At 70.7% G+C, this 23,334-nt stretch carries 25 protein-coding genes; 8 read left to right on the forward strand and 17 right to left on the reverse strand.

The features are described 5' to 3' along the window. Positions 1-142 precede the first annotated feature (142 nt). Both JJQ90_RS15890 and mdoH read left to right on the forward strand, forming a co-directional pair. On the forward strand, positions 143-1,660 hold the full coding sequence (locus tag JJQ90_RS15890) for a glucan biosynthesis protein (RefSeq protein WP_230410710.1): 1,518 nt from the start codon (positions 143-145) through the stop codon (positions 1,658-1,660). Next, positions 1,648-3,822 carry a glucans biosynthesis glucosyltransferase MdoH gene (gene mdoH / locus JJQ90_RS15895; protein WP_216877024.1) on the forward strand — a complete coding sequence of 725 codons (2,175 nt, stop codon included), beginning with the start codon at positions 1,648-1,650 and terminating at the stop codon, positions 3,820-3,822. Before JJQ90_RS15890 ends, mdoH begins: the two co-directional genes overlap by 13 nt. Here mdoH and JJQ90_RS15900 read toward each other — a convergent pair. From JJQ90_RS15900 to JJQ90_RS15910, 3 genes are all read right to left on the reverse strand, one after another. Further along, entirely contained in the window at positions 3,819-4,997 is a 1,179-nt protein-coding gene (locus JJQ90_RS15900) for an AGE family epimerase/isomerase (protein ID WP_216877026.1), read from the reverse strand. The genes mdoH and JJQ90_RS15900 overlap by 4 nt on opposite strands. 111 nt (positions 4,998-5,108) lie before the next feature. After that, entirely contained in the window at positions 5,109-6,299 is a 1,191-nt protein-coding gene (gene zigA / locus JJQ90_RS15905) for a zinc metallochaperone GTPase ZigA (protein ID WP_216877028.1), read from the reverse strand. Next, on the reverse strand, positions 6,296-6,940 hold the full coding sequence (locus tag JJQ90_RS15910; protein ID WP_216877030.1) for a DUF1826 domain-containing protein: 645 nt from the start codon (positions 6,938-6,940) through the stop codon (positions 6,296-6,298). The genes zigA and JJQ90_RS15910 overlap by 4 nt, the downstream gene beginning before the upstream one ends. 125 nt (positions 6,941-7,065) lie before the next feature. On the opposite strand from JJQ90_RS15910, the gene JJQ90_RS15915 reads away from it, so the two are divergent. After that, complete coding sequence (locus JJQ90_RS15915; protein WP_216877032.1) at positions 7,066-7,398, forward strand: ArsR/SmtB family transcription factor; 333 nt, start codon at positions 7,066-7,068, stop codon at positions 7,396-7,398. Next, positions 7,391-7,861, forward strand: coding sequence for an SRPBCC family protein (locus JJQ90_RS15920; RefSeq protein ID WP_216877034.1), 471 nt, complete (start codon positions 7,391-7,393; stop codon positions 7,859-7,861). Before JJQ90_RS15915 ends, JJQ90_RS15920 begins: the two co-directional genes overlap by 8 nt. A gap of 13 nt (positions 7,862-7,874) precedes the next feature. Here JJQ90_RS15920 and JJQ90_RS15925 read toward each other — a convergent pair whose 3' ends face one another. From JJQ90_RS15925 to JJQ90_RS15945, 5 genes are read right to left on the reverse strand one after another with little or no spacing between them, the layout of a single operon-like run. Beyond that, positions 7,875-9,605, reverse strand: coding sequence for an ABC transporter ATP-binding protein/permease (locus JJQ90_RS15925; RefSeq protein ID WP_216877036.1), 1,731 nt, complete (start codon positions 9,603-9,605; stop codon positions 7,875-7,877). A gap of 28 nt (positions 9,606-9,633) precedes the next feature. Further along, positions 9,634-10,098: a DUF1499 domain-containing protein gene (locus JJQ90_RS15930; RefSeq protein ID WP_216877038.1), complete on the reverse strand. Its 465-nt coding sequence runs from the start codon at positions 10,096-10,098 to the stop codon at positions 9,634-9,636. Continuing rightward, positions 10,095-10,370, reverse strand: a complete 276-nt coding sequence (locus JJQ90_RS15935; RefSeq protein ID WP_216877040.1) for a DUF3253 domain-containing protein — start codon at positions 10,368-10,370, stop codon at positions 10,095-10,097. Before JJQ90_RS15935 ends, JJQ90_RS15930 begins: the two co-directional genes overlap by 4 nt. Positions 10,371-10,378: 8 nt before the next feature. Then, the gene (locus JJQ90_RS15940; protein ID WP_216877042.1) at positions 10,379-10,951 is read right to left on the reverse strand and encodes a pyridoxamine 5'-phosphate oxidase family protein; all 573 of its coding nucleotides are present in this window, start codon (positions 10,949-10,951) and stop codon (positions 10,379-10,381) included. Then, positions 10,948-11,922 carry an NAD(P)/FAD-dependent oxidoreductase gene (locus JJQ90_RS15945; protein WP_216877044.1) on the reverse strand — a complete coding sequence of 325 codons (975 nt, stop codon included), beginning with the start codon at positions 11,920-11,922 and terminating at the stop codon, positions 10,948-10,950. Before JJQ90_RS15945 ends, JJQ90_RS15940 begins: the two co-directional genes overlap by 4 nt. Positions 11,923-12,198: 276 nt before the next feature. Between JJQ90_RS15945 and JJQ90_RS15950 the strand changes: the two genes are divergently transcribed. Both JJQ90_RS15950 and JJQ90_RS15955 read left to right on the forward strand, forming a co-directional pair. Continuing rightward, positions 12,199-12,591, forward strand: a complete 393-nt coding sequence (locus tag JJQ90_RS15950) for a response regulator (protein ID WP_216877046.1) — start codon at positions 12,199-12,201, stop codon at positions 12,589-12,591. Between the two features lie 116 nt (positions 12,592-12,707). Then, entirely contained in the window at positions 12,708-12,989 is a 282-nt protein-coding gene (locus tag JJQ90_RS15955) for a hypothetical protein (RefSeq protein ID WP_216877048.1), read from the forward strand. On the opposite strand, the gene pcaG is transcribed toward JJQ90_RS15955, so the two are convergent. From pcaG to pcaF, 4 genes are all read right to left on the reverse strand, one after another. Beyond that, complete coding sequence (gene pcaG / locus JJQ90_RS15960; protein WP_216877051.1) at positions 12,953-13,495, reverse strand: protocatechuate 3,4-dioxygenase subunit alpha; 543 nt, start codon at positions 13,493-13,495, stop codon at positions 12,953-12,955. The two genes, JJQ90_RS15955 and pcaG, sit on opposite strands and share 37 nt — an antisense overlap. Further along, positions 13,492-14,199, reverse strand: a complete 708-nt coding sequence (gene pcaH / locus JJQ90_RS15965; RefSeq protein ID WP_216877052.1) for a protocatechuate 3,4-dioxygenase subunit beta — start codon at positions 14,197-14,199, stop codon at positions 13,492-13,494. Before pcaH ends, pcaG begins: the two co-directional genes overlap by 4 nt. Then, positions 14,196-15,344, reverse strand: a complete 1,149-nt coding sequence (gene pcaDC / locus JJQ90_RS15970; protein WP_216877054.1) for a bifunctional 3-oxoadipate enol-lactonase/4-carboxymuconolactone decarboxylase PcaDC — start codon at positions 15,342-15,344, stop codon at positions 14,196-14,198. The genes pcaH and pcaDC overlap by 4 nt, the downstream gene beginning before the upstream one ends. Positions 15,345-15,438: 94 nt before the next feature. Beyond that, complete coding sequence (gene pcaF / locus JJQ90_RS15975; RefSeq protein WP_216877056.1) at positions 15,439-16,647, reverse strand: 3-oxoadipyl-CoA thiolase; 1,209 nt, start codon at positions 16,645-16,647, stop codon at positions 15,439-15,441. 149 nt (positions 16,648-16,796) lie between these two features. On the opposite strand from pcaF, the gene JJQ90_RS15980 reads away from it, so the two are divergent. Further along, positions 16,797-16,976, forward strand: a complete 180-nt coding sequence (locus JJQ90_RS15980) for a hypothetical protein (RefSeq protein WP_216877058.1) — start codon at positions 16,797-16,799, stop codon at positions 16,974-16,976. An 8-nt stretch (positions 16,977-16,984) separates the two neighbouring features. On the opposite strand, the gene JJQ90_RS15985 is transcribed toward JJQ90_RS15980, so the two are convergent. The 5 genes from JJQ90_RS15985 to JJQ90_RS16005 all read right to left on the reverse strand — a co-directional run bounded on the left by JJQ90_RS15985 (position 16,985) and on the right by JJQ90_RS16005 (position 21,472). Next, complete coding sequence (locus JJQ90_RS15985; protein ID WP_216877059.1) at positions 16,985-18,307, reverse strand: TRAP transporter large permease; 1,323 nt, start codon at positions 18,305-18,307, stop codon at positions 16,985-16,987. Beyond that, complete coding sequence (locus JJQ90_RS15990) at positions 18,307-18,819, reverse strand: TRAP transporter small permease (RefSeq protein WP_216877061.1); 513 nt, start codon at positions 18,817-18,819, stop codon at positions 18,307-18,309. Before JJQ90_RS15990 ends, JJQ90_RS15985 begins: the two co-directional genes overlap by 1 nt. Positions 18,820-18,872: 53 nt before the next feature. Continuing rightward, entirely contained in the window at positions 18,873-19,916 is a 1,044-nt protein-coding gene (locus JJQ90_RS15995; protein ID WP_216877063.1) for a TRAP transporter substrate-binding protein, read from the reverse strand. 81 nt (positions 19,917-19,997) lie between these two features. Beyond that, positions 19,998-20,606, reverse strand: coding sequence for a 2-dehydro-3-deoxy-6-phosphogalactonate aldolase (locus JJQ90_RS16000; protein WP_216877065.1), 609 nt, complete (start codon positions 20,604-20,606; stop codon positions 19,998-20,000). Then, positions 20,597-21,472 carry a 2-dehydro-3-deoxygalactonokinase gene (locus JJQ90_RS16005; protein WP_216877067.1) on the reverse strand — a complete coding sequence of 292 codons (876 nt, stop codon included), beginning with the start codon at positions 21,470-21,472 and terminating at the stop codon, positions 20,597-20,599. The genes JJQ90_RS16000 and JJQ90_RS16005 overlap by 10 nt, the downstream gene beginning before the upstream one ends. Positions 21,473-21,657: 185 nt before the next feature. On the opposite strand from JJQ90_RS16005, the gene JJQ90_RS16010 reads away from it, so the two are divergent. After that, complete coding sequence (locus JJQ90_RS16010) at positions 21,658-23,334, forward strand: methyltransferase domain-containing protein (protein ID WP_329959452.1); 1,677 nt, start codon at positions 21,658-21,660, stop codon at positions 23,332-23,334.

Raw genomic sequence — 23,334 nt, forward strand, 5'->3', positions numbered from 1 at the left:
TCCCCCGCCCGTTTTTTTGTGCGCTGCCAGACAGACTATGCAACCGCCCATGCCGCATTCCGTTAGCAGGGCGACGCGGGCTTGCGGGGCCATGACAGGCCCGGCGCCCGCAACCATCCACCCGCGCCGAATGGGGGCTCAATTGCGACGCCGAACCGCTCTTGCCGCTCTCGCCGGCTCTGCCCTGTTCCTGCGTGACACGCGGGAGGAGGTGGAGGCGCAGCCCGCCGCCCGACCCGGACAGCCCTTCAGCGACGGCACCGTGCGCGACATGGCGCGCGACCTGGCCAGCCGCGACTATCGCGCGCCGAACTCCTCACTGCCACGCGCCTTCACCGATCTCAGCTATGACGACTACCGCACGCTGCGCTTCGATCCGCAACGCAGCCTCTGGCAAGGCCAGGATCTGGGTTTCCGGGTGCAGCTCTTCCATCGCGGCTTCCTCTATGCCCAGAAGGTCGAGATGTTCGAGGTGGTGGAGCGCCAGGCGCGCCCGATCCCCTATGATCCCGGCGCCTTCACATTGGGCGACCGCGCGCCGCCAGGCGCCGATTTCGGCTATGCCGGCTTCCGCATCCACAACCCGCTGAACACCCAGGGCATCTATGACGAGCTCTGTGCTTTCCTCGGCGCCTCCTACTTCCGGGCGGTCGGGCGGGGACTGCTCTATGGGCTGTCGGCCCGCGGCCTCGCCATCAAGACGGCGGATGCGGCGGGCGAGGAGTTTCCGCTGTTCCGCGCCTTCTGGCTGGAACGCCCGCATGCCGGCGCCAATTCCGTGGTGGTCCATGCGCTGCTCGACAGCCCGAGCGCGACCGCCGCCTTTCGCTTCACCATTCGCCCCGGCGACCACACCGTCTTCGACGTGCAGGCCGCGATGTTCCCGCGCGTGGAGGTGACGGCGGCAGGCATCGCGCCGCTGACCAGCATGTTCTTCTTCGCCCCCAATGACCGGGAGGGCGTGAACGACTACCGCAACGCAGTGCATGATTCCGACGGGCTGATGATCGCCACCTCCCGCGGCGAACAGTTGTGGCGGCCGCTGCACAATCCGCGCGACCTGCAGATCAGCGATTTCAGCGAGGTCAATCCGCGCGGCTTCGGCCTGATGCAGCGGCGACGCGACTACCTCGGCTACAATGACCTGGAGGCGCTGTATGAGCGCCGGCCGAGCCTCTGGGTGGAGCCGATTTCCGATTGGGGGCCGGGGCGCGTCCAGCTCGTGGAAATCCCCACGGATGGCGAGATCCACGACAACATCGTCGCCTATTGGCGGCCCGAGCAGCCGATGCGGGCCGGGCAGGAATACAATTTCGTCTATCGCCTGCACTGGCTGCCGGTCTTCCCCGGCAACCGGGATCTGGCGCAGTTCACCGAGACGCGGCTGGGTGCCGCGGGGCGCAGCGGGCGTCTGTTCGTGCTCGATGTGGCCGGCGGCAAGGCGGGCGAGGTTCCGCCGGATGTGACGCCGACGATGGAGCTTTCGAACAGCGCCGGCGAAATCCGCAACCCGGTGGTGCAGCGCAATCCGCAGAATGGCGGCTGGCGCGTGCATTTCGAATTGGCGCCAGGCTCGGCGCGGCTGGTGGAACTGCGCGTCGTGCTGAAGATCGGCGACCAGCCCCTGACCGAGACCTGGCTGTATCGATGGACGGCGTAGCCGGATCGCCGCCGCCCGGCTGGCACGCGCTGCCGGAGCCGGCGCCACTGGAGATGCCGGTGCAGTCGCTGCGCCGCATGCCGGAGCCCGGGCCGACCTCGCGCCCCTCCGCGCCGGGCGGCATGGCTTGGCGGCGCGTGCTGGTGCTGGGCGGTTCGGTGCTGCTGACCGCCTTCGCCGCGCATGAGATGGGGTTGGCGCTGGATATCCGCCGGCCCACCGCCCTGCAGATCATCCTGTTGCTGCTGTTCATCGCCCTGTTCGGCTGGATCGCGCTGTCCTTCATCAGCGCGCTTTGCGGCTTCGGCAGCCTGCTGGCGGGCGGTGGCCGGCGTCTCGGCATCGATGCGGCGGCCCCATTGCCCGAACTTGCCAGCCGCACCGCGCTGCTGATGCCCGTGTACAACGAGCCGCCGGAGCGGGTGATGGCCGGGCTCCAGGCGATCCATGAAAGCCTTGCCGCCACCGGGCGCGGCGCGCATTTCGACATCTTCATCCTGAGCGACACCACCGATCCGGATGCCTGGGTGACGGAGGAAGCGGCCTTCCTGGCGCTGCGCGAGCGCACCGGCGACCACGACCACATCTTCTACCGTCGCCGCCCGAAGAACACGGAACGCAAGGCTGGCAACATCGCCGAATGGGTGCAGCGCTTCGGCGCCTCCTATCCGTCCATGCTCATCCTCGACGCCGACAGCGTGATGGAGGGCGACGCCTTGGTCCGTATCGCGGCGGCGATGGAATCCCACCCCGATGTCGGGCTGATCCAGACCCTGCCGGTGATCGTCGGCGGCAAGTCCTTCTTCGCCCGGATGCAGCAATTCGCCGGCAGGGTCTATGGCCCGATGATCGCCGCCGGCATCGCCTGGTGGCATGGGGCGGAGGGCAATTACTGGGGCCACAACGCGATCATCCGCACCCGTGCCTTCGCCGCCCATGCCGGGCTACCGACGCTGCGCGGCCGCAAGCCCTTCGGCGGCCATATCCTGAGCCATGACTTCGTCGAGGCCGCACTGCTGCGGCGTGCCGGCTGGGCGATCCACATGGTGCCGACCCTGCAGGGCAGCTACGAGGAAAGCCCGCCCTCGCTCACCGACCTCGCGGTGCGTGACCGTCGCTGGTGCCAGGGCAATCTTCAGCATGCGGCAGTGCTGCCGGCGCGCGGGCTGCATCCGATCAGCCGGCTGCACCTGTTCACCGGCATCGGCAGCTACATCACCGCGCCGCTCTGGCTGCTGTTCCTGGTGGTGGGGGTGTTCGGCGCGCTGGAGGTGCGCTTCATCCGCCCGAATTATTTCCCCGCCGGCCCCTCGCTGTTTCCGGACTGGCCGGTGGTCGATCCGGTGCGGGCGATGTGGCTGTTCATCGGCACCATGGCGCTGCTGCTGGTGCCGAAGCTGCTCGCCTGGGGGCTGATGCTGTTGCGGCAGCGCGATCGCGACGGCATCGGCGGCCCGGTGCGGTCCTTCCTGTCGATGCTGGTGGAGACGGTGGTCGCAGGTCTGCTGGCCCCGGTGACGATGCTGACGCAAAGCGCCGATGTGGTCTCCATCCTGCTCGGCCGCGATTCCGGCTGGCAGCCGCAGCAGCGCGATGATGGCCATTTGCCGATGCGGGCCGTGTTCCGGCTCTACTGGCGCCACACGCTGTTCGGCCTGCTGTTCGGCATCGCCTCCTGGCTCGTCTCGCCCTATCTGGCGCTGTGGATGCTGCCGGTGACCTTGGGCCTGGCCTTGGCCGTGCCGCTGGCGGCCTGGACCGCGCGCAGCCCCGCCTTGCTGCGGCGGATCGGCCTTCTGGCGATCCCGGAGGAGGCGGCACCGCCCGCCGTGCTCGACCGCGCCGTCACCTTCCGCCGGCAATGGCAGGCGGAGGCGGAGGATACGGAAGCGGTGCGCCGGCTCGCCACGGATCCCGCGCTGCGCGCGGCGCATCAGGCGATGCTGCCGCCGCCGCGCCGCCCGCGCCTCGACCCGCTGGACCCTAATCTGGTGGTCGGCCGTGCCAAGGCGGCGGAGGCGAAGACGCTGGAGGAGGCGCTGGCCGGGCTGACACGCGCCGAAAAGGCGGCGCTGCTGGCCGACAAGGAAGGGCTCGAGCAGTTGGTCGGGCTGGCCGGCGTGAGAGCGCAGCCCTCGCGCCCGGTGATGGCAACCGTCTAGACCGGGGACATCCCGAAGATCCGCTTGGCTTCCGCGACCGCGACGAAGACGTGATACAGGATGCTGGCGGGCACCGGGCCGGGCACCGGACGGCCCGCCGCATCGAGCTGGTCGATCCAGCCGGCGGGCCAGGGCTTGCCGAGAAAATGGTCGCGCATCGTGGTCAGCGCGGCGATCGCGGCCTCGCGCTCCGCCGCACCACCCTCCTCCGCCATGGCCAGCCGGGCCTTCACCAATTCGGTCTGGAGCCAGATGCGGCTGGTGCCGCGCAGCACCGGGCCGTCGCGATCCACCTCATCCACCAGCAGGCCGGTGGCGGGCTGGGCCCAGCGCAAGGCGGCCTGAAACAGATCGGCCGCCTCGGCGCAGGGCGGCAGGCCGGCCAGCGCATCGTGCCGGCGCAGCAGCCAGCTCCATTCCGCCAGATGCCCCGGCTCCACGATCCGCGCGGCGGCATCGGGCAGGGGGTGCCAGTCCTCGGCGAAATACTCGCCGATGGTCCGCGTCGGGCGGTGATACAGCTTTTCATCGAAGAGGCGGCGCGCCGTCGCGGCGCGGGCCGCGGCGCCGGGATGGCCCAGCTCCATCAGGGCCAGCACCGATTCGAACCAGTGCATCTGCGGATTCTGCCGGCGTGGCAGGCGGCGCGGCACGGATTCGTAAAGGCTGCCATCCGCGGCGCCGAGCCCCTGGTCGACGAAGGCCAGGCAGCGCTCCAGCGCCGCCGCCACGCGCGGCGCGCCGCTGGCCTTCGAAAGCCAGGCGAAGGCCAGCACCAGGAAGGCGTGGTCATAGGCGTCGCGCGTCGCATCCTGCACCGCGCCATCCGGCGCCAGCGCCTGGACGAAGCCGGGCGCGCCATCCGGCGCTTCCGCCGCGTCCAGCAATCGGTCGAAGACGCCCAGCGCCAGCGCTGTGCCCTGCGGATAGAGGCCCAGCACCGCGGCATGGGCGAGGCTGTAGATCTGCCGCGCCTGCACCCGGATGCGGCGCGGCGCGGCGCGGTCCGGCGCGCCATCGGCCGTCATCCGCTCCCAGAACAGCCCCGTTTCCGGGTCGAGGCCCTGCGTTGCCCAGAAGGGCAGGGCCACTTCACCCATCCAGCGCCAGAGATCGTCGGTGACATCCGCTGCCGGAAGCTGGGGGGGGTGTGCGGGCGCGTTGCTGGACGGCATTGGGGTGTCCCTGCGTGACCCTCCCCGGGTAGCCAGCAATTGCGGCGCGGACAAGGTTGTGCCGGGTTGCGATACCTCGCGCGGTGGTAACGGCTCCGGTAGCGGTCGGCGCTACCCCTGGCGCCAGCCTGGAAAGGGGTCCTCGAGCCTCGTCCAGGCCTTGGGGCCGCCCTTCATCTCCCGCTCCGTCAGCAGGCAGGCATCCAACTGGCGTCGCAACCCGGCCTCGTCCATCCCGATGCCGATGAAGACGATCTCCTGCCGGCGGTCGCCGAAGGGTTCCTGCCAGTTCGCCCGCACGCCGGCGTGCCAGCCGGGGTCCTCCGGCCACCGGTCGGGGTCGGTGGCGGCCCACCAGAAGCCTGCCGCCTCATGCCGCCCGACGGCGCCGGCCAATTGCCAGGACCCCGCCCAGGGCATGCGCGTCGCCAGCCAGAAGAACCCCTTGGCCCGCACCACGCCGGGCAGCGGCCCCTCGACCAGCCGCTTGAAGCGGGCGGGGTGCAGCGGCCGGCGGGCCTTCCATACGAAGCTGGCGATGCCGAATTCCTCGGACTCCGGCAGATGCCCGCCCGCCAGGGCCTGCGACCAGCCGGCCGCCTGGCTCGCCTGGGTGAAGTCGAATTTTCCCGAGTCCAGCACATGGTGCAGCGGCACGCGGCCTTCGGTGCTGGCGATGATCTCGGCGCGGGGGTTGAAGGTGGCGAGCAGGGCGGAGAGGCGGCCGAGGTCTTCCTCGCTGACCAGGTCGGCCTTGTTCAGCACCAGCACATCGGCGAATTCCACCTGCTCGACCAGCAGGTCGACCAGCAGCCGCGTATCCTCCTCCCCGGTCGCCTGGCCGCGTTTCGCGAGGCTGTCGGCGGAGGCATAGTCGCGCAGCCAGGCCTGGGCATCGACCACCGTCACCATGGTGTCGAGCCGCGCGACATCGGACAGGGAAAACCCCTCCTCCGTCCGGAAGTCGAAGGTGGCGGCGACGGGCATGGGCTCGCCGACGCCGGTGCTTTCGATCAGCAGCGCGTCGAAGCGGCCCTCCGCGGCCAGCTTCGTCACCTCCTGCATCAGGTCCTCGCGCAGCGTGCAGCAGATGCAGCCATTCGACATCTCCACCAGCCGCTCCTCGGTGCGGGAGAGCGTGCCGGTATTGGCGACCAGCGCGCCGTCGATATTCACCTCCGACATGTCATTGACGATGACGGCGACGCGACGGCCCTCGCGATTGGCGAGGATGTGGTTCAGCAGCGTGGTCTTGCCGGCGCCGAGGAAGCCGGAAAGCACGGTGACGGGAAGCTTGTTCATTCGAGGGGAATCCGTCCGGCTTCATCGAGGCAGAGCAGCAGGCGCGGTGGCGCCTTGGGGGTGCGGGGCGGGGCGCGGTGGATGCAGCCGGCGCCCTGGTTGCCCGGATAGGCCTCGCCCTTCATCAGGGCGACGTCGCCGGTGCCCAGGCGCTGGATGGGGAGGCCGGGACTACCGGCGCGGTTCAGCAGCCGCGCCGCCTGCGCGCCGCCCGGCCTGGCCAGCCATTCGGTGCCCGCGCCGCGATAGGTGCAGAGCAGCCGCAGCCCCACCGCATCGGCATGCCAGAGATGGCAGCCGGGTCCGTCGATCGCCTCCAGCCGCATGCGCAGGCGGGGCGCGCCGGCGATCTGGGTGAAGACCGTCGCCAGGTGCAGCATGTCGAGGAACAGGTCGAGCGGCGCAGGCCCCGGCAGTGCCGCCACCAGCGCATCCAGCGCGGCTTCCGGCGTGTCCTCGGCCGTCGCGGTGAAGGGCGCGCGGGCGGCGAGTTTGCCCAGGTCGCGCATCAGCGGGCCGGGCAGGGTGCGGGGCCAGATGGCGATATGGGTGCCCGGCCGGACGATGCCGGCCAGTACGGCGGGCAGGGGGCTGGCGAGGTTGCCGGGGCCGGCGGCGGGGCAGAAGCCTTCGATCAGCATGGGTGGCCTGAGAATGTTATAATATAACATTGCATGATGGGGCGCGGCTCGCAAGGCTCTGGCAAAACACAACCAGACGATTAAGTGATCTTGCGCAGGCGCGGCAGGTCGTTATGGTGAGTCACATGACTAACCAACTGGACCACGCCTTCCATGCTCTGGCCGATCCCACCCGCCGCGCCATCCTGGCCCGGCTGGCCCAGGGGCCGGCCGCCGTCGGCCAGATCGAAACGCCGATCCGCATGGCCATGCCGACCCTGTTGCAGCATCTGCGGGTGCTGGAACGCGGCGGACTGATCGCCACGGAAAAGCAGGGCCGCCAGCGCATCTGCCACCTGCGCCCCGAGGCGGTGCGGGAGGCCGAGGCCTGGCTCAGCCGCCAGCGCGCGGTGTGGGAGGCGCGGCTGGACCAGTTGGACGCCTATGTCCTGACCCTGAAGGAGCAAGAGAATGGCTGACGAATCCCCGCTCGACCTGGTGCTGACCCGCATCGTGCCGGTGCCGCCCCGCCTGGTCTGGCTGGCCTGGACCCGGCCGGAGCATCTGGTGAAGTGGTTCACCCCGGCCCCCTGGCGCACCACGGCGGCGGAGATTGACCTGCGCCCCGGCGGCATCTTCCGCACCGTCATGGAAGGCCCCAATGGCGAGCGGATGGACAGCCCCGGCTGCTGGCTGGAGGTGGAGGAGGAGCGCCGCCTGACCTTCACCGATGCCCTGCTGCCCGGCTTCCGCCCGGCGCCGGAGCCCTTCTTCACCGCGACCATCACCCTGGAGCCGGTGGAAGGCGGCACCCGCTACACCGCTTTGGCGATGCACCGCACGCCGGAGGACCGCGACCGCCACGCCGCCATGGGCTTCCACCAGGGCTGGGGCACCGCGCTGGATCAGCTCGTGGCGACGATGCGCGGCTTCGAAGGCTGACTCGGGAGGTCCGCTACGCCTCGCCGGCTGCCAGCCGCCCTTCTGCCACCCGCAAGCTGCGGCCGTGGAAGGCGGCGACGGCCGGGCGATGGGCGATGGACAGCATGCCCACCCCCGGCAGCCGTTCCGCCACCAGCCGGTACAGCGCCGCCTCGGCCGCCGGATCGAGGCTGGCCGTCGCCTCGTCCAGGAACAGGAAATCGGGCTTCGCGATCAGCGCCCGGGCGAAGGCGAGCCGTTGCTGCTCCCCGCCCGAAAGGCGCCGGTCCCAGGCATCCTCCACATCCAGCCGGTCCCGCAGATGGCCGAGGCCCACCGCCTCCAGCGCCTCCCGCACCGCGTCCTCCGGCACCGATGCGGCGTCGAGCGGATAACAGACGGCGCGGCGCAGGCTGCCCAGCGGCAGGTAGGGGCGCTGCGGCAGGAACAGCGCGCGGGTGCCTGCCGGCATATGCACGGCGCCCTGGCCATAGGGCCAGATGCCCGCCAGCGCCCGGAACAGGGTGGACTTGCCGCTGCCGGAAGCACCGGAGATCAGCACGGCCTCGCCCTTCTCCAGCCGCAGCGCGGCATCCTGGATCAGCACCCGGCCATCGGGCAGGGACAGCGTCACCCCCTCCAGCGTCACCGCCACATCCGGCCCGGCGACCGGCCGCGGGCCGCTGGCGGTGGCGCGCGCGGTGGCGATCGCGCGGCGGAAGCCGGTCAGCCGCTCCACCGTCGCGCGCCATTCGGTGAGCCGGGCGTAGGAATCGACGAACCAGGAGAGTGCGCCCTGCACCTGGCCGAAGGCACTGCTGGTCTGGATCAGCCCGCCGAGCGGGATGCGCCCTGCGAAATAAGCCGGCGCCGCCACCACGATGGGAAAGATGCTGGCCACCTGGGAATAGCCGGCGGTGAAGAAGGTCAGCCGCTTGGTGGCGGTCATGATCGCCCACCAGTTCTCCGCCAGGGCCTGGAAGCGGGTCAGCAGGCCGCGCTTCTCGTCGGCCTCTCCGCCATGCAGCGCCACGCCCTCTACATTGTCGCGGAAGCGCACCAAAGCGTAGCGGAAATCCGCCTCCACCCGCTGCTGGAGGAAGTTCAGCCCGATCAGCCGCCGGCCGATCAGATGCGCCAGCCAGGTGCCGAGCGCCGAATAGATCAGCGCCACCCAGACCATGTAGCCGGGGATGGAGACGCCGAAGACCTCCAGCGGCCCCGACAGCGACCAGAGCACCAGGATGAAGGAGAACAGCGTCACCACGCTGTTCATCAGCCCGAGCCCCAGGGTGAGCGTGTCGTCCACGAACAGCCGCAGGTCATCGGCCACGCGCTGGTCGGGATTGTCGGTGCCGGGATCGGTCAGGGCGATGCGGTAATAGGCACGGTCGGCCAGCCAGTCGTCCAGATAGTCCCGCGTCAGCCAGCGGCGCCAGCGGATCTGCAGGGCCTGGCGCAGATAGAGCTGGTAGACCGCAATCAGGATATAGGCCACCGCGACCACGGTGAAGCCCGGGAACCAGGTGCCGTCGGCCTCCCCACCCAGGAAGATCAGCGACCAGAAGGTGCCGGAATCCTTGGCCTCCAGCGCGTTGTAGAAGGCCCGCTGCCAATAGGTGAGCACCACCGTCATGCCCACCAGCGACAGGTTCAGCACCACCACCGCCGCCAGCAGCAGCCGGGCGCGCGCCTTTTCCTCACTGGTCCAGTAGGGGCGCGTCAGCGCCCAGGCGTCATGCAGGAAGGAGCCGAGGCGGCGCATTGGGGCAGGATCCGGTGTGGGAGGGCGTTCACACGGCGCGCAGCGCCTCCTCCAGCCTGGCGCGCCAGGCGAGGAGTCGGCGGCGATTCACGCCGAAATCGAAATAGCCGAGCAGACTGCGCGAATACAGGAAAACGCCGGAGCCGCCGACCAGCGGCACCACCTGGCCATTCACCAGGTCAGGAAAGCCGACGAGGCGGGTGCGGTCCACCCATTGCACCTGCCGCCGCTCCGGCCATTCCGCCATCTTCCAGCAACGCCGTTGGCCTTCCCCCAGCATGCGCAGCGCCGCCCAGGCGGCCTCGGGCGAGACTGCCAGCAACGGCAGGCTGACATGCGGCTGGCTGGTGACGCCCGGCGGGGCGAGCAGCGCGGCATTGGGGGAGGCGGGCAGCACCAGCCGGGCGAAATCCACCGGCTCGGCCGGCGGCAGGCCGGCGGTGCCGGGGCCGCGCAGCAGCGCCAGGCTGGCCATGGACAGGCGGGTGCTCATGGGGCGTCCCCTTTCGGCGGGGCCGCGCGCAGGCGGATGACGCCACGGATCTCGGTCTCAGGCGACACCGGCTTGCCCTTGCGCAGCACCTCCACCTGCCCGGCGCGGGCCAGGCGGATGGCGGCGGCGCGGACCGGCCCCATCAGCCGCCGCCAGGCGTCCTCCTGCGGTTCCAGGGCCTTGGCCACCTCGCTCGGGCAGATGCTTTTGTCAGTCCCGCGCGCGGCGGTCTGGCGGAGAATTTCGGCGGTGATCGCGTCGGGGGAGGTCATGTCGGTCCTTAGGGCACCAGCCAGGTGGCGGTGTGGGCGCCATCGCCGGGCCAGTCGAAGCGGGCGCGGCGATGGCCCCCGGTGGCCAGATGCAGCCATTCCAGCCGGGTCAATTCCAGCACCATCAGGCAGAAATGCGGCCGCCCGCCCTCGCTGTCCTGCGGTGCCGGCGGTGGTGCGGCGCAGGCAGTGCCAGGGGCGGGGCTGATGGCGTAGAGCGCGCGGCTTCCGGCAGGGCTGGACGCCCAGGCGGCATCGGCCTCCGCATCATCCTGATGCAGGCTGGCCCGGCCGCGCAGCCGAAGCTGCAACTGGCCGTCCGGGTCATAGCCATGCAGCGCCGCCCAGGGGAAGGCTGCCAACTCGGCCGCCTTGGCGGCGCGGCTGTCGGTATAAAGGCGCAACTGGCGGCGCAACGGGTCGAAGCGGCGCAGGACCACCGTCCGGGCCTGCGGCATGCCATCAAGGCCGATCGTGGCCAGGGTCGGCCTGTGGAAAGGGTGCCGGCGATCGGCGACGCCGCGAGCCAACAGCCGAAAGGCCTCCGCCAGCACTTCCGCCAGTTCTGGCCCGCTGCTCATGTGCTCCGGATGGCGGCGACCAGCGCCGCGGCGCTGTCCACCGCCGCCTCGGCCCGGGCGCCGATGCACCAGTCGCCGGCCGCACCCAGGCCGAGCTGCGCATCCCAGAGGCAGGGCGCGCCGAGCGGCGTTTCCACCAGCGCATGGCGCCAGCGATGCGCCGCGCTGAAATAGGGTGTCGGCAGCACCTGGCCGGTGGCCTGGGCGAATTCGGCCAGCAGCGCCGCCGCCGCCGCCTCCGCCGTCAGTTCCAGCTTGGCGCGGGACCAGGCGGGGCCGGCCTGCACGACCCAAAGCTCCAGGCTGGCATCGCGGCCGGGTTTGGAACTGTCGCGCGCCGCCCAGCCGATCGGGCCGGCATCGCGGATCGTGTCGGGCAAGGCCAGGCGTTCGGGGAAGGCCAGCATCAGCGACCAGCAGGGCTCGAAGCGCACTGCTTCCAGCACACCGGCCAGATGCGGCGCGGGGCCGGCCAGCAGCGCCTGGGCCTGCGGCGCTGGCAAAGCGAGCACCACCGCCTCGAAGGGGCCATCCACCTCCGGCGTCTGGGTCGGGAAGGGGTGGCCCGGGCGCACCAGCCGGGCATCCAGGTGATGCACCTGCCAGGCGCCGGGCGCGCCGGTGATGGCGGTGACGTGGCGCATCAGGTCGATATCCATGCCCTCCGCCAGCGCCCGTGGCACGGAGGACATGCGCGGCACGCCGACATGGCGCCCGGCACTCGGCCATTCCTGCGCCCGCGCCGCATCCAGCACCGCGGCGAAGGCCGGGCCATGGGCGGTCAGGTATTGCGCGCCATGGTCGAAATTCAGCACATGGCCGCCCGCCTCCACCCGCCGCGTCGCCATGCGTCCGCCGGGGCCCCGGCCCTTGTCGAACAGGCGCAGGCGGACGTCGTAGGCGGCGAGGGTCTTGGCACAGGCGAGGCCCGCGAGGCCCGCGCCGATGATGGCGATATCTTTGGGAGGCATGCTGCCCTGTATGGCGTGCCGGCGCCGCGAGGCAAGGGGCTTGTGCATTGCGGAATCGCCAGGCCGCGATGGCGGCAAGCGAAGGCGCCAGGCCGGTTGCCGGCCGGGGTGCAAGGATGCGGCCTGGCGCCGTGCTGGCCCCATCCTGAACCTCGCCTGGGGCGCCCGGATCACAGCCAGCGGCGATCCGGCCTTATCACGCACACGTCACAGTCCAGGCCCCATCCTTTTTCGTCGCGCCGTGCTTAGCCTTTTGCTTCGGGAGGATTTCTTGGCATGGAGGCGGGCGCCCTGACACTGCTGCTCGTAGAGGACGATCCTCTGGTGCGGATGACCCTGGTGGAGGGTCTCGCCGATGCCGGTTTCACCGTGATCGAGGCGGAGGATGCGGAAGCCGCGCTGGCGCTGCTCGCGCGACGCGACGATATCGATGTGCTGCTGACCGACATCAACCTGCCGGGCGCGGATGGCTTCGACCTGTCGCATGCGGCGCGCCAGCTTCGGCCCCGCCTGCCCGTGGTCTATACCTCCGGCCGCTTCCGGGCTGCGGAGCCGGGGCGTGGCCTGCCCGATGCGCCCTTCCTGGCCAAGCCCTTCAGTGTCGCCCGCGCGGCGGAGACGATCGGGGCGCTGCTGCACCAGCCGCCTTCGTCGCATCGGGTCCAGTAGTTGGGCGTCACGTCGCTGGGCCGGTGGCGCGCGCCAGCGCCGCGACCAGCCGGTCGAGGTCGCCCGCGATCAGCGCCAGCGCGGCGCGCAATTGCAGCAGGAAGCCCGTATCGGTGATGTCCTGGGTGGTGGTGCCCCAATGGGTCCAGCGCCCGGCCTCCGGCCCCGCGGCGGCGGGCGAGCGCCGGTATGTCCAGCATCTCGACCCGCGCGGGCTGGGTGATTGCGGTGGCGGCCTCGGCCGGGATCAGGCCGAGACGGGCCAGCGCCGCATCCAGCATCCGCTGGAGCAAGGCGCGCTCGCCCAGGATGGCGCGCGTCGCGTCGCTGCCAAAGACGGGGCCGTCGGCAGGAGAAACGGTCATATATCCAGAAAGACCGTCTCGCCTTCGCCCTGAAGCCGGATGTCGAGCCGCCAGGCGCCGGCGCCCGCCGGCTGGGCGATCAGCGTGCCGCGCCGCGCCGGGTCCACCAGATTCAGCACCGGATCCTGGTCGTTCAGCTTCTCCCCGGCGAAATAGGCGCGGGTGACGACGTGCTGCATCAGGCCACGGGCGAAGATGGTCACCAGGATATGCGGCGCCTGGGTCGCATTGCCGAGGCCGGGCACGGCGCCGGGCTTCAGCGTGGTGAAGCGGAATTCCCCATCCGTGTCGGTGGCGCAGCGGCCGAAGCCGAAGAAGCCGGCATCGTAGGCGCCGTCCGGCCCTGCCTGCCAGATTTCCACCATGGCATCGACGCAGGGTGCGCCGTCGCCATCCGTGATGCGGCCGGTGAGCGTGATGCGATCGCCCTGCACGCCGTCATTCGGCCCGCCGGCGCGCAGAAGGTCGGCCCATTCGGGAAAATCGATCATGTGCCAGTAGGGGCCGGCGGTCTGGCTCGCCGTGGCGGGGGTGCTCATGGCGTGTTCTCGAAGGGCGTGGCGGCGGGGCCGCGCAGCACGATGTCGAAGCGGTAGCCCAGCGCCCATTCCGGCCGGGTGATGTCGAGGTCGAAGGTCGAGACCAGCCGGTTGCGCGCCGCCTCATCCGCCGTGCTGTTGAAGATGGGATCGAGCGGCAGCAGCGGGTCGCCCGGGAAATACATCTGGGTGATCATGCGCTGGCCGAAGCCGGTGCCGTGCAGGCCGAAATGGATATGGATCGGCCGCCAGGCATTGGCGTGGTTGCGCCAGGGATAGGCGCCCGGCTTGATGCTGACGAAGCTGTAGCGACCCTCCGCATCGGTGAAAAGCCGCGCGCGGCCCTCAAAATTCGGGTCCAGCGGCGCGTCGTGCTGGTCGCGCGGATGGTGGTAGCGGCCGGAGGCATTGGCCTGCCAGACCTCCACCATCGCGCCGCGCAGCGGGCGGCCATCCTCGTCGGTCACGCGGCCGGCGACGATGATCCGCTCGCCCAGCGCGGCGCGGCCGCCGACCTGGGACATGTCGGCCTGCACCGGGTAGTGGGCCGGGTCGAAATGCGGCGCGCTGGTCTCGGTCAGCGTGTTCGGCACGCGGATCAGCGGCTGCTTCGGGTGGCGCTTATGGGTGCTGCCATAGGCCGGTAAATCCAGCGGCGGCTGGGTGCCCGGCGCCGGGCGGCGATAGGCGATGGGATCGCTCAACGGATCTGTTCCTCCTGAAGCACGGCCTTGGCGATCTTCAGCGCCGCATTCGCCGTTGGCACGCCGGCATAGGCGCCGACCTGAAGCAGCACCTCCCCCACCTCCTCCGGCGTCACGCCGGTGCGGGGGATGGCGCGCAGGTGCAGTTCCAGCTCCTCATGCCGCGCCAGCGCCGCCATGATGCCGATGCAGAGCAGGCTGCGGCTGTGGCGCGTCAGCCCCGGGCGGGTCCAGACGCCGCCCCAGACATTGGCCGTGATCCATTCCTGGAAGGCCGCATCCAGCGGCGAGACATTGGCGGCGGCGCGCGCCACATGCGCCTCCCCCAGCACCGCCTTGCGCACGGCCATGCCGGCTTCCAGGCCGGGTTTCGGGGCGAGGGCGGCGAAATGGTCGAGAATGGCGGCGGTCGCGGCTTCCGGCTTTTCCAGCGTCGGAAGATGGCCGGCCCCGGCGATCTCGAGGTAGCGGCTGCCGGGAATGGCGGCCTGCACCTCCCGCGCCATCTCCGGCGGGGTGGCGACGTCCTGGTCGCCGACGATGACGGTGGTGGGGCAGGTGATGCGCCCGGCGACCTCCGCCGCCCGGGCATCGCGCAGCGCGGCGGCGGAGCCGGCATAGCCGCGGCGATCCGTGCGCAGCAGCATCTGCCGCAGGCCCTGGGAGGAGGGCAGGGCGGTATCCACCACCCAGCGCGGCATCACCACATCGACCAGCGCCTGGGTGCCGATTCGCATCACCGCCTCGATGCGCTCCTGCCAGGCCTCGGGCGGTGGGAATTCCAGCGCGGTGTCCATCAGGATCAGCGACTCCACGCGATCCGGCGCCATCACCGCGAGCTGCATGGCGATGCGGCCACCGATCGACATGCCGAGCACATGCGCCTGCCGGATGCCCAGCGCATCGAGCAGCGCCAGCGCATCCGCCGCGTGGCGCTGCATGGAATAGTCGCCATCGGTCACGCCGGACAGGCCGTGCCCGCGCATGTCCATGCGGATCACCCGATGGGTCCGGGACAGCACCGCGACCTGCGGGTCGAAGTCATGCAGGGTCGTGCCGATGGAATGCAGCATCAGCAGGGGTGGCGCCTCGGCGGGGCCATCGACGGCTGCATGAACGACGATATCGCCCAGGTGCAAAAACATCCCGGCTCCCCACCTGACCAGATCGTGTCCTATCACCAGATCGTGTGACCCGGGAAGCCGGCGGGTGAGCGACGGGGTCGCCCACCCTGGGGCCTCAGACCCGTTCGAGCACCATGGCGATGCCCTGGCCGACGCCGATGCACATGGTGACCAGCGCATAGCGCTCGCCGCGATTGTGCAATTCCTGCACCGCCGTCTGCACCAGCCGCGCGCCGGACATGCCGAGCGGGTGGCCCAATGCGATGGCGCCGCCATTGGGGTTCACATGCGCCGCATCGTCGGGCAGGCCGAGGTCGCGGGTGACGGCCAGCGCCTGGGCGGCGAAGGCCTCGTTCAGCTCGATCACCGCCATGTCGGCCAGCGTCAGCCCGGCCTTGGCCAGAACGCGCTTCACCGCCGGCGCCGGCCCGAAGCCCATGATGCGCGGCGCGACGCCGGCGGTGGCGGCGGCCACCACGCGGGCGCGCGGCGTCAGCCCGTGCTTCGCCGCGGCGGCGGCGCTGGCGACCAGGATGGCGCAGGCGCCGTCATTGACGCCGGAGGCATTGCCTGCGGTGACGCTGCCGCCTTCCTTGCGGAAGGGCGTGCCCAGCTTGGCCAGGGCTTCCAGCGTCGTGTCGGGGCGCAGATGCTCGTCCTGGTCGACGATGATCGGGTCGCCCTTGCGGCGGGCGATGCTGACCGGGACGATTTCCTGGGCGAAACGGCCGGAGGATTGCGCGCGGCCCGCCCGCTGCTGGGAACGCAGCGCGAAGGCATCCTGGTCCGCACGGGAAACCTGGAAATCCTGGGCGACGTTCTCCGCCGTCTCCGGCATGGAATCGATGCCGAAGCCGGACTTCATCTTCGGGTTCACGAAGCGCCAGCCGATGGTGGTGTCGTAGATCTCGGCGGCGCGGCCGAAGGCCTCGGCCGACTTGCCCATGACGAAGGGGGCGCGGGTCATGCTCTCGACGCCGCCGGCCAGCATCAGCTCGCATTCGCCGGCCTTGATGGCCCGCGCGGCGATGCCGACGGCATCCATGCCGGAGCCGCAGAGGCGGTTCACGGTGGAGCCGGGGATGGATTCGGGCAGGCCGGCCAGCAAGGCGGACATGCGGGCAACGTTGCGGTTGTCCTCGCCGGCCTGGTTGGCGCAGCCGAAGATCACATCCTCCACCGCGGCCCAGTCGAGGCTGGGGTTGCGCGCCATCAGCGCCTTGATGGGAACGGCGCCGAGATCGTCGGGGCGGACATCCTTCAGCGCGCCGGCATAGCGGCCGATGGGGGTGCGGGCGGCGTCGCAGATGAAGGCATCGGCCATGGTCGGGTTCCTCGAGGCGTTGCGCGTTTCGTGCCGCCGATGGATGTCGGCGTCAACTGATGCGCGCCTTCGCAACCTCCGGCACCTGCCCCGCGTTACCCCGGTGACGCAACGAACCTGCCGCCAGGGCAGGGACAGGAGATCGCAAGATGCCCGAGAATTCCGCACCCGGCGGCGCCGCCACCAAGAAGGCCCCGCATGGCCAGACCGATCCCGGCCCGGCCCCCGTGGGACCCGCCGTGCATGAGCCGCCGCAGAAGCCGGCCGAGACCCCCGAGGATCCTGGCCCGGCGCCGGTCGGCCCCGCGGTGCATCCCGAACGGACCTAGCCCGGCCCTCAGCTCAGCGCGTTCACCAGCCAGAGGCTGAGCGCCGGGAAGGCCACCAGCAGGCCGAGGCGCAGGATATCCATGGCGAGGAAGGGCAGCACGCCGCGATAGATTCGCGCCATGGGCACGTCCTTCGCCAGGCCGGAGACGACGAAGACGTTCAGCCCGATGGGCGGGGCGGTCAGCCCGATGCCGACCACCACCAGCACCAGGATGCCGAACCAGATCGCCGTCTCCTCCGTCGTCAGGCCGAAATCCAGCGCGGTGACGACGGGGAAGAACACCGGCAGGGTCAGCAGCATCATCGCCAACTCGTCCATCACGGCGCCGAGAATGATGTAGCAGGCCAGCAGGATGCCCAGCACCGCATAAGGCGGGTAGCCTTGCTCCGAGATCCACATCCCCAGCAGGTCCGGCGCCTGCGTCAAAGCGAGGAAGGCGTTGAAGATTTCGGCGCCGAGCAGGATCGCAAAGATCATCGCCGTCGTCTCGGCGGTGGCGAACAGACCTTCCCGAATTTGGCGCGGGCTCAATGTGCCGCGCAGCACGCCGACGGCCAGCGTGCCGATGCAGCCGATGGCAGCGCTTTCGGTGGGCGTGAAGACGCCGCCATAGATGCCGCCCACCACCACCACGGCGATCAGCAGCACCGGAATGACATTGCGGAAGGCGGTTCGGCGCTCCGCGGCGCTCGGCGCCTCGCCCGGCGGTCCGAGTTTCGGGTTGAAGCGCACCAGCAGTGCGATGGCCAGGATATACAGCGCCATGGCCAGCAGGCCCGGGATCAGCGCCGCCATGAACAGCTTGGCGATGTTCTGTTCCGTGCTGATCGCATAGATCACCAGGATGACGCTGGGCGGGATCAGGATGCCGAGCGTGCCGCCGACCGCGATGGTGCCGGTGGAGAAGCCGGGATCGTAGCCGTAGCGCCGCAGTTCCGGCAGCGCCGCCCGGGCGAAGGTGGCGGTGGTGGCGACGGAACTGCCGCAGACCGCGCCGAAGCAGCCGCAGGCGCCGATCACCCCCATCGCCATGCCGCCCGGCTTGCGGCCGATCAGCGCATTCGCCGCCGCGAACAGGTCCCGCGCCAGCCCGCCGCGCTCCGCCAGGGCGCCCATCAGGATGAACAGCGGAATGACCGACAGCGTGTAGTTGGCGAACAGATGGTAGGGCGTGGTCTTCAGGTAGTTGCCGAGCGTCGTCCAGTCCAGGATGTGGACATAGCCGCCCATGCCGACCAGCAGCATGGCGAGCCCCACCGGCGCGCGCAGCGCGATCAGCGCCAGCAGCGCGCCGAAGCCGGTGAGCGCGAGCGCGAATTCCGGCGCCATCAGAAACGCCCCCGCAGGAAGCGCAGCGCCCAGACCAGCGCCGCGACGCCGGTCATCGCGAAGGCCAGCGCGCCGATGGCGACCGCCCACCAATAGGGCAGGGCCAGCAAGCCGATGGTGCGCATGCCGTTGCGCCAGGTCTCCAGCGCGCCGAGGCCCATGCGTTCGGCCAGCCACAGGGTCACACCGCCCCAGACCACCATCCAGAACCCATCCACCGCCCCCGCCACACGGCGCGGCAGCCAGGTGGAGAAGGTGTCGACCAGGATATTGGCGCGCATCAGCGTGCCATAGGCGAGGAAGCCAAACACGCCGACGCCGCTGGCGATCGAGACGATCTCGAAATCACCACGGATCGGCTGGCTGGTGAACCAGCGCAGCACGACGCTGATCGTGGTGACCAATGCCGCCACCAGCAGCGAGACGCCGCCCAGGAAGGCCAGCGCCCGCGCGGCAAGGCCTATGGCGCCACCCGGTGGCTGCCCCCAGTCTGGGGCCAGGTCGTCCCGCATCAGCCGGCGCTCCCACTTTTCGTCGAGCGCGCTGGCCCGGAACCCGCAACCCGTTACGCGCCGTGCTTGGCGATCAGGCCGCGGGCCTCGGCCAGCATGGCCGCACCATCAAAACCGCGCTCGCGCGATCCGGCGATCCAGTTATCGACCACCGGGCGGGTCGCCTCGATCCAGCGCTGCTTCTCCTCCGCCGAGAGCTGCACGATGGTGTTCTGGCGTCGGCGCGCCACCTGGGCGCGGACCAGGGGACCCTGGTCGTCCCAGGGCTTGGCGGCCATCTCGGCGGCGACCATGCCGGAATTGGCGTCCAGCACCGTCCGCAGCTCGTCCGGCATCGCCGCGTAGCGCGCCTTGTTCATCGCCAGGATGAAGGTGGCGGAATAGAAGGTCGGCGTGCCCAGGATCTCGGTGTGGTGGCTCACCAGCTCCTGCAGGCGGATCGAGGGCACGACCTCCCACGGCACCACCGCGCCGTCGATCACGCGCTGGGACACGGCCTCCGGCACCTGCGGCACCGGCATGCCGATCGGCGCGGCACCCAGCGCGCGCAGCGCCTCCCCGGCCTGGCGGGTCGGGAAGCGAAGCTTCAGGCCGCGCATATCCTCGAGCTTCGTGACGGAGCGGTTGGAATGGATGACACCGCCATCATGCGCCCAGATGACGATGGGATGCACATCGGCGAATTCCTCGCGCAGATGGGTCTGGGCGAATTCCTGGCAGGCCAGCGCATTCGGCCGGGCGCGCGGATCGGCCACGAAGGGCAGTTCGAAGACCTCGACCTTCGGGAAGCGGCCGGGGGTATTGCCGGGCAGGGTCCAGACAATGTCGACCACGCCGTCCCGCGCCTGGTCGAACAATTGCGGCGGCGCGCCACCCAACTGCATCGAGGGGAAGATCTGCACCCGCAGCTTGCCCTGCGATTCCGCCTGGATCTTCTGCGCCCAGGGCATCAGGAAATGGCGGTGCACATTGGCGACGGGCGGCAGGAAGTGGTGCAGCCGCAGGGTGAGTTCCTGCGCCTTGGCGCTGCGCACCAAGGCCGGCGCGGCGAGCGCCGCGGCACCAAGCAGGACGAAATCGCGGCGATGCAACGTCATGGACACCAACCCCCCTTTGCCATCCGGTTGCGCGACATCCGCGCCGGACGATTGCGGATATTGATGCCCCTCCGCTCCCATTCAGGCAAGGCGAAGCTTCGCCGCCTTGGCGCGCACCGCCGCCGCGTCGTCACCGGGGCGGAAGATGGCGCTGCCGATGCCGAAGCCGGTGGCGCCGGCTTCCCGCCAGACTGGGATGTTCGTCGCATCGATGCCGCCCACGGGCAGCACCGGCGTGCCCTTCGGCAGCACGGCCAGCAAGGCGCGCAGCATGGCGGGTGACCCCGCCTCGGCCGGGAACAGCTTCAGCCCATCCGCGCCGGCCTTGAGCAGGGCAAAAGCCTCGCCCGGGGTGAAGAAGCCGGGGACGCAGATCATGCCCTCCGCCTTCGCAGCCCGCACCACGGCGGGGTCGGCATGCGGCGTCACGATCAGCCGGCCGCCCACGGCGGCGATGCGCGCGCAATCGGCCGGGTCGGTCACCGTGCCGGCGCCGATCAGCGCATCCTCGCCGAAGCGATGCGCCAGGATGCGGATGCTCTCCAGCGGCTCGGGCGAATTCAGCGGCACTTCCAGCACGGCGATGCCGGAGGTGACCAGCACCTCCCCGATCCCCAGCGCATCCTCGGGCTTCAGCCCGCGCAGGATGGCGACCAGGGGGCAGGCCGCGAGCCAATCCTTCAAACCCATCCGAGACTCCTGCCGATCTGGCGAAGGCCGGATGCGACCAGATCCGGATCATGTTGCGTCACCGCGATGCCGTTGCGCGCCAGCGCCGCGGCGTAGAGCGCCGAGAGATGCGCGGCGCCGGCGAGATGCACCGCCGTCACCCCCGAAGCCGCCGCCACGATCTCATGGCCGATCAGCAGGCCGGAGAGGAAGCTGCGCGTCTCCGCCTGTTCCAGCCGGCCCATCAGATGCAGGGTGCGGGCGCCGAACAGATGGTGCAGCAGCCCGCCGGGCTGGCGCGCGCGATCCACGCCGCGGGAGAAGGCTTCCGGTACATCGGGGCCGTCCACGCTGGTGCGGGCCAGAATGGTGTGCTGCGACAATGCGGCAAAAGTCTCGCCGGTCATGTGCGTGGCGAAGCCGGTGACGCGCCCGTCTTCCAGCCGCGCCCATTTGCTGTGGGTGCCGGGCAGGCAGGCCAGCGCGGTGCCGAGGCTCTCGGCCAGGGCCACCAGCTTGGTCTCCTCGCCGCGCATCACATCGGGGACGCCGCCCTCATCCTCGGTCGTCAGGCCGGGGATCAGGCGCAGCTCGGCGCCGGCGAAGGGGATGGCGGTGGTGGCGGCGGCGATCTCGGCCGGGCCCGCGGGGCAGCGCAGATAGGGCGCCTCGACCCAGCCCTGGCGGCTGCCGACCATGCCGCAGAGCAGCACCCTGGTCTCCCCGGCCGCGAGCCAGGGGCCGATGGCGTCACGCAAGGCGGCGGGAAAGCCGCCCTGCGGCACGGTGAGGATGCCGCCCGGCCGGTCGAGCCGGTCCGTCGCCGGGCCGGATGCGCCGATGCGATAGGCGCGCAGGCTGGTGGTGCCCCAGTCGACCCCGATCATGGTCGTTCCGTCTCATCCCGTTTCGTCCCGGCGAAGGCATGCGCCGGGCGGGGGAGGGGCGCAAGCCCCCCGCCTGGCCGGAGCGTCTTGCCTCTCCGCCGCATCACGTGTCCCATCCGCGCGCCATTTTCGCGCCTCTGGACGTCGCTCATGCCTTGCGCACTTGCCCTGCCGACGTCTGCGCCGTGACCCGGCGGAACTACGGCACTGACGCCAATCCGGACCTGCTGGCGCGCATCCCGCTGGATGCGCGGCGCATCCTCGATGTCGGCTGCGGCGCCGGCGGCCTCGGCGCGGCCTTCCGGCGTCGCAACCCGGCGACGGAGCTGCTGGCGGTGGAGGCCGACCCGGCGCTCGCCGACCAGGCGCAAGCGCATTACGACGCGGTGCACCGCATCGACATCGAGGCGACGGCGCCACCCATCGCGCCCGGCAGCCTGGATGCGCTGATCCTCGGCGATGTGCTGGAACATCTGCGCGACCCCTGGGCCGTGCTGCGACGCGACGCGGCGCTGCTGGCGGAAGATGGCGTGCTGCTGGCCTGCGTGCCGAACCTGGAACACTGGTCCTTCGCCGCACGCCTGCTGGCCGGCGGCTGGTGCTACGAAGACCAGGGCCTGTTCGACCGCACCCATCTGCGCTGGTTCACGAAGCAGGGGATGCAGCAGGCGTTGGAACAGGCCGGGCTGGTGCCGCTGGAGGTCTCGCCGCGCATCTTCGACCATGACCGCGCCACGGAATTCGCCCGCCGCCTCGCCCCCGCCTTGCAGGCGCTGGGCGTGACGGAGGCCGATTGGCTGCGCCGCTCCGCGCCTCTGCAATATGTCTGGCGCGCCACCCGCAGGCCGCCCGCGCCGATGCTGGTCGCGGCGCGGACACTGCGGCCGGTCGGCGGCGTGAACGATGTGCGTGTGCTGCAGCCCTTCGCCGCACTGGCGAGCCGCCCCGGCGTCGCGACGCTGGCCGGGCCGCAGGCCGAGATGCCGAAGGTGGATGTGCCGCGCATTCTGGTCCTGCAGCGCCGACTGCTCGACCGGCCGGACAGCGTGGATTACCTGCGCGGGCTGCGCGCCACCGGCGCCCTGCTGGTGCAGGAGTTCGACGACGATCCCGCGCATTGGCCCTCGATCGCCGCCAGCAACCATCTGGCCTTTCGCGGCGTGCATGCGGTGCAGACCTCCACGGCGCCGCTGCGCGACCTGCTGGCGCCCTTCAACGACGAGATCGCGGTGTTTCCCAACGCCCTGGCCGAGCTGCCCGAGCCCGTGAATTTCCGCGACCCGTCGCGCCTGACCCTGTTCTTCGGCGCGCTGAACCGCCAGGCCGACATCGCCCCCTTCCTGCCGGTGCTGAACCAGGTCCTGGCCGAGGCGGGCGGTCGCCTGGCCGTGGAGGTGCTGCACGATCGTCCGAGTTTCGAGGCGCTGGCCACGCCCCACAAACGCTTCACCCCCACCGCGGATTACGCCGGCTACCGAATGGTGATGGGCCGCTGCGAACTGGCCTTCCTGCCGCTGGCCGACACCCGCTTCAACCGCATGAAATCCGACCTGAAGGCGGTGGAGGCCGGCGGCCATCGCCTGTGCTGCCTGGCGAGCCCGGTGGTCTATGCCGGGAGCCTGCGCCATGGCGAAACCGGGTTGATCGTGCCGGACCCCGAAAGCCTCGGTCGTGAATTGCGCGCCCTGCTGGCCGAACCGGGCCGCGCGCTCAACATGGCGAATGCCGCCCGCGCCTGGGTCGCGGCGGACCGGATGCTGGCGCGGCAGGTTGCGCCGCGGCTGGACTGGTATCGCGCGCTTTGGGAACGCCGGGCGGCGCTGGATGCGGCGCTGTTGCGCAGGGTTCCGGGGATCGGCTGA

Origin of the sequence: Falsiroseomonas oleicola, assembly GCF_019029495.1 — a bacterium.
Lineage (GTDB): Bacteria > Pseudomonadota > Alphaproteobacteria > Acetobacterales > Acetobacteraceae > Falsiroseomonas > Falsiroseomonas oleicola.

Coding starts and splice junctions, on each gene's coding strand:
- JJQ90_RS15955 (WP_216877048.1), top strand. CDS start 12,708: ATGTCCTGGGTGGTGGTGCCCCAATGGGTCCAGCGCCCGGCCTCCGGC.
- JJQ90_RS15925 (WP_216877036.1), bottom strand. CDS start 9,605: ATGCGCCGCCTCGGCTCCTTCCTGCATGACGCCTGGGCGCTGACGCGC.
- JJQ90_RS15910 (WP_216877030.1), bottom strand. CDS start 6,940: ATGCTGATCGAAGGCTTCTGCCCCGCCGCCGGCCCCGGCAACCTCGCC.
- pcaF (WP_216877056.1), bottom strand. CDS start 16,647: ATGGCCGATGCCTTCATCTGCGACGCCGCCCGCACCCCCATCGGCCGC.
- JJQ90_RS15990 (WP_216877061.1), bottom strand. CDS start 18,819: ATGCGGGACGACCTGGCCCCAGACTGGGGGCAGCCACCGGGTGGCGCC.
- mdoH (WP_216877024.1), top strand. CDS start 1,648: ATGGACGGCGTAGCCGGATCGCCGCCGCCCGGCTGGCACGCGCTGCCG.
- JJQ90_RS15950 (WP_216877046.1), top strand. CDS start 12,199: ATGGAGGCGGGCGCCCTGACACTGCTGCTCGTAGAGGACGATCCTCTG.
- JJQ90_RS16000 (WP_216877065.1), bottom strand. CDS start 20,606: ATGGGTTTGAAGGATTGGCTCGCGGCCTGCCCCCTGGTCGCCATCCTG.
- JJQ90_RS15915 (WP_216877032.1), top strand. CDS start 7,066: ATGACTAACCAACTGGACCACGCCTTCCATGCTCTGGCCGATCCCACC.
- pcaDC (WP_216877054.1), bottom strand. CDS start 15,344: ATGTTTTTGCACCTGGGCGATATCGTCGTTCATGCAGCCGTCGATGGC.
- JJQ90_RS15935 (WP_216877040.1), bottom strand. CDS start 10,370: ATGACCTCCCCCGACGCGATCACCGCCGAAATTCTCCGCCAGACCGCC.
- JJQ90_RS15940 (WP_216877042.1), bottom strand. CDS start 10,951: ATGAGCAGCGGGCCAGAACTGGCGGAAGTGCTGGCGGAGGCCTTTCGG.
- JJQ90_RS15985 (WP_216877059.1), bottom strand. CDS start 18,307: ATGGCGCCGGAATTCGCGCTCGCGCTCACCGGCTTCGGCGCGCTGCTG.
- zigA (WP_216877028.1), bottom strand. CDS start 6,299: ATGAACAAGCTTCCCGTCACCGTGCTTTCCGGCTTCCTCGGCGCCGGC.
- JJQ90_RS15980 (WP_216877058.1), top strand. CDS start 16,797: ATGCCCGAGAATTCCGCACCCGGCGGCGCCGCCACCAAGAAGGCCCCG.
- JJQ90_RS16005 (WP_216877067.1), bottom strand. CDS start 21,472: ATGATCGGGGTCGACTGGGGCACCACCAGCCTGCGCGCCTATCGCATC.
- JJQ90_RS15930 (WP_216877038.1), bottom strand. CDS start 10,098: ATGAGCACCCGCCTGTCCATGGCCAGCCTGGCGCTGCTGCGCGGCCCC.
- JJQ90_RS15995 (WP_216877063.1), bottom strand. CDS start 19,916: ATGACGTTGCATCGCCGCGATTTCGTCCTGCTTGGTGCCGCGGCGCTC.
- JJQ90_RS15920 (WP_216877034.1), top strand. CDS start 7,391: ATGGCTGACGAATCCCCGCTCGACCTGGTGCTGACCCGCATCGTGCCG.
- JJQ90_RS15945 (WP_216877044.1), bottom strand. CDS start 11,922: ATGCCTCCCAAAGATATCGCCATCATCGGCGCGGGCCTCGCGGGCCTC.
- pcaG (WP_216877051.1), bottom strand. CDS start 13,495: ATGAGCACCCCCGCCACGGCGAGCCAGACCGCCGGCCCCTACTGGCAC.
- JJQ90_RS15900 (WP_216877026.1), bottom strand. CDS start 4,997: ATGCCGTCCAGCAACGCGCCCGCACACCCCCCCCAGCTTCCGGCAGCG.